Annotated in this window: 6 protein-coding genes; 5 read left to right on the top strand and 1 reads right to left on the bottom strand. The window is 72.3% G+C overall.

Features of this window, described 5'->3' with window-relative positions:
* Window positions 1–554: site-2 protease family protein (locus DQW85_RS27345; protein ID WP_205315448.1), on the bottom strand; the 554-nt coding region annotated here is incomplete at its 3' end.
* A gap of 182 nt (window positions 555–736) precedes the next feature.
* Between DQW85_RS27345 and DQW85_RS27340 the strand changes: the two genes are divergently transcribed.
* The 5 genes from DQW85_RS27340 to DQW85_RS27320 all read left to right on the top strand — a co-directional run.
* Window positions 737–1,804 carry an ABC transporter substrate-binding protein gene (locus DQW85_RS27340; protein ID WP_113702785.1) on the top strand — a complete coding sequence of 356 codons (1,068 nt, stop codon included), beginning with the start codon at window positions 737–739 and terminating at the stop codon, window positions 1,802–1,804.
* A gap of 11 nt (window positions 1,805–1,815) precedes the next feature.
* Window positions 1,816–2,607, top strand: coding sequence for an ABC transporter ATP-binding protein (locus DQW85_RS27335; protein ID WP_113702784.1), 792 nt, complete (start codon window positions 1,816–1,818; stop codon window positions 2,605–2,607).
* Window positions 2,597–3,457 (top strand): ABC transporter permease, encoded by an 861-nt coding sequence (locus DQW85_RS27330; RefSeq protein ID WP_113702783.1) that lies wholly within the window; start codon window positions 2,597–2,599, stop codon window positions 3,455–3,457. Before DQW85_RS27335 ends, DQW85_RS27330 begins: the two co-directional genes overlap by 11 nt.
* Before the next feature lie 5 nt (window positions 3,458–3,462).
* Window positions 3,463–3,870 carry an RrF2 family transcriptional regulator gene (locus tag DQW85_RS27325; protein ID WP_113702782.1) on the top strand — a complete coding sequence of 136 codons (408 nt, stop codon included), beginning with the start codon at window positions 3,463–3,465 and terminating at the stop codon, window positions 3,868–3,870.
* Between the two features lie 73 nt (window positions 3,871–3,943).
* Window positions 3,944–4,722: NAD(P)/FAD-dependent oxidoreductase (locus tag DQW85_RS27320; protein ID WP_205315447.1), on the top strand; the 779-nt coding region annotated here is incomplete at its 3' end.

The raw sequence follows: 4,722 nt of genomic DNA, 5'->3' as shown, positions 1-4,722 counted from the left end.
GCCCTCGCCCGGTCGCCCCAGCGCGCCCACAGCGCGGCGCGCAGCACGCGCCCGCCGTCCAGCGGCGCGGCCGGAACGAGGTTGAACACGGCCAGGATCAGGTTCACCCCCGCCAGGTAGCCGAACACCCCGGCGAGCAGCGGCGCGCCTCCCGTCGCCGAGACCAGCAGCGAGATACCGCCGAAGATCCCCGCGCACACCAGGCTGGTCACCGGGCCCACGATCGCGATCTTCAGGTCCGCGCCCGGTGACCGGGGCTCGCCGCGCAGCTCCGCCACCCCGCCGAGCAGCCACAGCGTGATCCGCGACACCTCGATGCCGTTGCGCTTGGCCATCACGGCGTGCGCCAGCTCGTGGGCGAGCAGGGAGACCATGAAGAGCGTCGCCGCCGCCACCGCGGCCAGCAGGTAGAGCGCCGTCGGCAGGCCGGGGAAGACGGTGGGGAAGCGTCCGAAGGCCAGCCCGAACACCAGGATGGCGACGATGACCAGGACGCTGATGTTGAGCCCGACCGGCACTCCCGCGATCCGGCCCAGGCGGATCGAAGAGTCCATGTGACCCTCCCCGCGGTTGGAAGTCGTCGGGTCCGGCTACCCACGCAGTGGCGGAGGTCACGTGCGGAACGTCACGTTCTGGTCGCAAGGCGCGAACTTGGACCGGTCCGGCTTGACGCGAGCACCTGTGGGCCCTATAAACACATTAAAGCGACTGAATAAGTGGGAAATAGGGAGAAGCAATGAACGCTCGCAGGGCACGGCGGCTGGTGGCCACCATGGCCGCCCTGGCGCTCACGACCTTGGCTGCGGCCTGCGGGAGCGGCTCGACCCCCGGCGGTGCCACAGGCGCGGGCGGCGGCGCTCCGGCGGAGGTGCGGCTCGGCTTCTTCCCGAACATCACCCACGCCACCGCCCTGGTCGGGGTCGAGAAGGGCCTGTACGCCAAGCACCTCGGCAGCGGCACCACACTGAAGACGAGCACGTTCAACGCGGGCCCCGCGGCGATCGAGGCCGTCTTCTCCGGCGCCATCGACGCCACCTACGTCGGCCCGAACCCCGCGATCAACGCCTGGTCGAAGTCCAAGGGCCAGGCCATCAAGATCGTCGCCGGGGCGGCGTCCGGCGGCGTCTTCCTGGTGGTCAAGCCGGGCATCGACTCGCCCGAGGACCTCAAGGGCAAGAAGATCGCCACTCCCCAGCTCGGCAACACCCAGGACGTGGCGCTGCGCTACTGGCTGGCCGAGAAGGGCATCAAGGCCGACACCAAGGGCGGCGGCGAGGTCTCCATCGTCCCGCAGGAGAACTCCCAGACCGTCCAGACCTTCGCCACCGGCGACATCGACGGCGCGTGGGTGCCCGAGCCGTTCGCCAGCCGCCTGATCAAGGAGAGCGGCGGCAAGGTGCTGGTCGACGAGCGCGACCTGTGGCCGAACAAGCAGTTCGTGATCACCCACCTGATCGTCAGGCAGGAGTTCGCCAAGGAGCACCCGGACACCGTCAAGAAGCTCATCCAGGCGCACGTCGAGGCCAACGGCCTGATCGAGTCCGACCCCGCCGGGGCCGCGCAGACCGCCAACGGCGCCCTGCAGAAGCTCACCGGCAAGCCGCTCAAGCCCGAGGTGCTCGACGCCGCGTTCAAGAACATCACGTTCACCAACGACCCGATCGCCTCCTCGCTGGTGGGCAGCGCCGAGCACGCCACCAAGGTCGGCCTGCTCGACCCGGTCGACCTGAACGGCATCTACGACCTGAAGACCCTCAACGAGGTTCTCGCAGCCAGCGGCAAGTCCCCGATCTCGGACAAGTGACCGGAGGTCCAATGACGGCTCCACTCACGGAGCAGGCAGGCAGCCGGCTCGGCGGGCACGACCCCGCCGTCCGGCTGGACGCCGTCTCCAAGATGTACGGCCAGGGCAGGGCCGGCCTGCTCGCCCTCGACAACGTCGCCCTCGACGTGGCGCCGGGCGAGTTCGTCTGCCTGCTCGGCGCCTCCGGCTGCGGCAAGAGCACGTTGCTGTCGCTGGTCGCCGGCCTCGACGCGCCCAGCGCGGGACGGATCGACGTCGACCGCGACCGGGTCGCCCTGATGTTCCAGGAACCCGCGCTCTTCCCCTGGCTGACCGTCTCCGCCAACGTCGAGATGGCGCTCCGGGCCAAGGGCGTGGCCCGCAAGGAGCGCCGGTCCCGCGCGGCCGAGTTCCTGGAGATCGTGCACCTGGGCGGCTTCGGCGGCAAGCGCCCGCACGAGCTGTCCGGCGGCATGCGCCAGCGCGTCGCCCTGGCCAGGGCCCTCGCGCAGGACGCCGACGTGCTGCTGATGGACGAGCCGTTCGGCGCGCTGGACGCCATGACCCGCGACCTGCTCCACGACGAGCTGGAGCGCATCTGGCGCGAGCGCAACCTCGCCGTCCTGTTCGTCACCCACAACGTGCGCGAGGCCGTACGGCTCGGCGACCGCGTCGTGCTGCTGTCCAGCCGCCCCGGCCGGGTGGTCGAGGACTTCGCCGTCACGCTGCCCCGGCCGCGCCGCACCGACTCGGCGGAGGTCGCGCGGCAGGCCGCCGAGATCACCGACCGGCTGCGCCAGGAGGTCATGCGCCATGGCCGTTGACACCCACGCCAGGCAGATCGCCGGCCTCGACGCGCTCGAACTGACCACCAAGCAGCGCACGAGCCTGGCCAAGCGCGTCTGGGCGGCGGCGTGGCCGGTCGCCTCGGCGATAGCCATCGTCCTCGCCGCCTGGCAGCTCGTGGTGCTGGCCGGCTGGTGGCCCGAGTACGTCTTCGCCGGGCCGCTCACCACGCTCGCCGATCTCGGCAACCGGCTCGGCGAGGCCGAGTTCTACCAGGCGGTCCTGGTCACCATGCGCCGGGCCGTGGTCGGCTTCGCGCTCGCGATCGCCGTCGGCCTCGTCGTCGGGGCGCTGGTCTCGCGGATCCGGCCGCTGCGCAGGGCGGTCGGCTCGCTGATCACCGGCCTGCAGACGATGCCGTCGATCGCCTGGTTCCCCCTGGCCATCCTGCTGTTCGGGCTCTCCGAGAGCGCGATCCTGTTCGTCGTCGTGCTGGGCGCCGCCCCGTCGGTCGCCAACGGCCTGATCGCCGGCGTCGACTACACCCCGCCGATCCTGCTGCGGGCCGGGCACATGCTGGGCTTCCGCCGTCTGTCCCTGTACCGGCACGTGATACTGCCCGCCTCGCTGCCGTCCTTCCTGGCCGGGCTGAAGCAGGGCTGGGCGTTCGCCTGGCGCTCGCTGATGGCGGGCGAGCTGCTGGTCATCATCGCCAACCGGCCCTCGCTCGGAGAGCAGCTGCACTTCGCGCGCGAACTGGCCGACTCGGCCGGCCTGCTCGCCACGATGATCGTCATCCTCGTCATCGGCATCCTCATCGACCGGCTGTTCGGCGCCGCCGACGGCGCGCTACGCCGCCGGTGGGGTCTGCATCAGGTCACCAACTGACCGCTATGCGGATCTCCGCCCGAACCCAGTACGCCCTGCGCGCGGCGGCCGAGCTGGCCGCCGCGCCGCCGGGCCCCGTGCCCGCCGAGAAGATCGCGGCAGCCCAGGGCATCCCCCGCAAGTTCCTCGACAACATCCTGCTCCAGCTCCGGCGCGCCGGCCTGCTGCACAGCCAGCGCGGCCCGGACGGCGGCTACTGGCTGGCCCGTCCCACCGACCAGATCACCCTGGCCGACATCATCACCGTGGTCGAAGGTGTCTCGGAGGGCGGCGACCACGGCGGCTACCCGGGCGTGGCCGGCCCGCTCGCGGAGGTGTGGAGCGCGTTACGGGACCATGAGGAGACCCTTCTCGCCGAGATCACCCTCGCCCACGTCGCCCGCGGCTCCCTCCCGGAGACCTCCGAACACTGACCTCACGTGGTCTCGCGGCCCGGCCCGCCAAGCCCCAGGGTTTCGGGGGCGTGCGGCGTGGCACAGTCCGTACGTGGACGACGTCTGGGATCTCGTGGTCGTCGGCGGCGGCCCCGCTGGAGCGGCGGCGGCGCTGCGGGCGGCCCAGCTGCGGCCGCTCGGCAGGATCCTCCTGCTGGACAAGGCGGACTTCCCCCGCGACAAGGCGTGCGGTGACGGCATCGCGGCCCACGGCCGGGACGAGCTGGCCCTGCTCGGCGTGCCCGGCCTCATCGACGACTACCGGCCCACGCCCAACCTCTCGGTCGTCTCGCCGAGCGGCCTGCGCGTGTCGGCCAGGGCGGCGCGGCCCAGCCACGTCGTCCCGCGCAGGGTGTTCGACGCGCGCCTGGTGGAGGCGGCCCGCGTCCGGGGCGTCGAGGTGCGCAGGCACCGCGTACGTACCCTCCACGCGGGCGGCTCCCACGTCGTCGTGGACGGCTCCATGCGCGCCCGCGCCGTGGTGGCGGCCGACGGGGCCGGCTCGACGGTGAGGCGTCTCCTCGGCCTCCCGGCCACTCCGGGCAGGCACACCGCGATAGCCGTGCGCGGCTACGCCGACGTGCCCGCCACCGACGACGCGCAGCTCATAGCCATGCAGAAGGAGGGCTGGCCGGCGTACGCGTGGTCGTTCCCCATCGGCGACGGCACCGCGAACGTCGGGTTCGGGATGCTCCTGCCCCGGCTGCGCGCCGCCGGGCTGCCGGGACGGCAGATCCTGCACGGCCGCCTCGCCGAGCTGCTGCCCGACCGGCCCGCCCGCGACCTGCGCGCCCACCACCTGCCCCTTTCGCCCGGACGGCCGAGGCCGGG

The organism is Nonomuraea lactucae, assembly GCF_003313395.1.
In the GTDB taxonomy this organism is placed as follows: domain Bacteria; phylum Actinomycetota; class Actinomycetes; order Streptosporangiales; family Streptosporangiaceae; genus Nonomuraea; species Nonomuraea lactucae.
This window is presented reverse-complemented; position numbering and strand designations above follow the sequence as displayed.

Excerpts from the sequence above, each read along its gene's own strand:
- DQW85_RS27330 (WP_113702783.1), top strand. The coding sequence starts at position 2,597 with ATGGCCGTTGACACCCACGCCAGGCAGATCGCCGGCCTCGACGCGCTC.
- DQW85_RS27340 (WP_113702785.1), top strand. The coding sequence starts at position 737 with ATGAACGCTCGCAGGGCACGGCGGCTGGTGGCCACCATGGCCGCCCTG.
- DQW85_RS27325 (WP_113702782.1), top strand. The coding sequence starts at position 3,463 with ATGCGGATCTCCGCCCGAACCCAGTACGCCCTGCGCGCGGCGGCCGAG.
- DQW85_RS27335 (WP_113702784.1), top strand. The coding sequence starts at position 1,816 with ATGACGGCTCCACTCACGGAGCAGGCAGGCAGCCGGCTCGGCGGGCAC.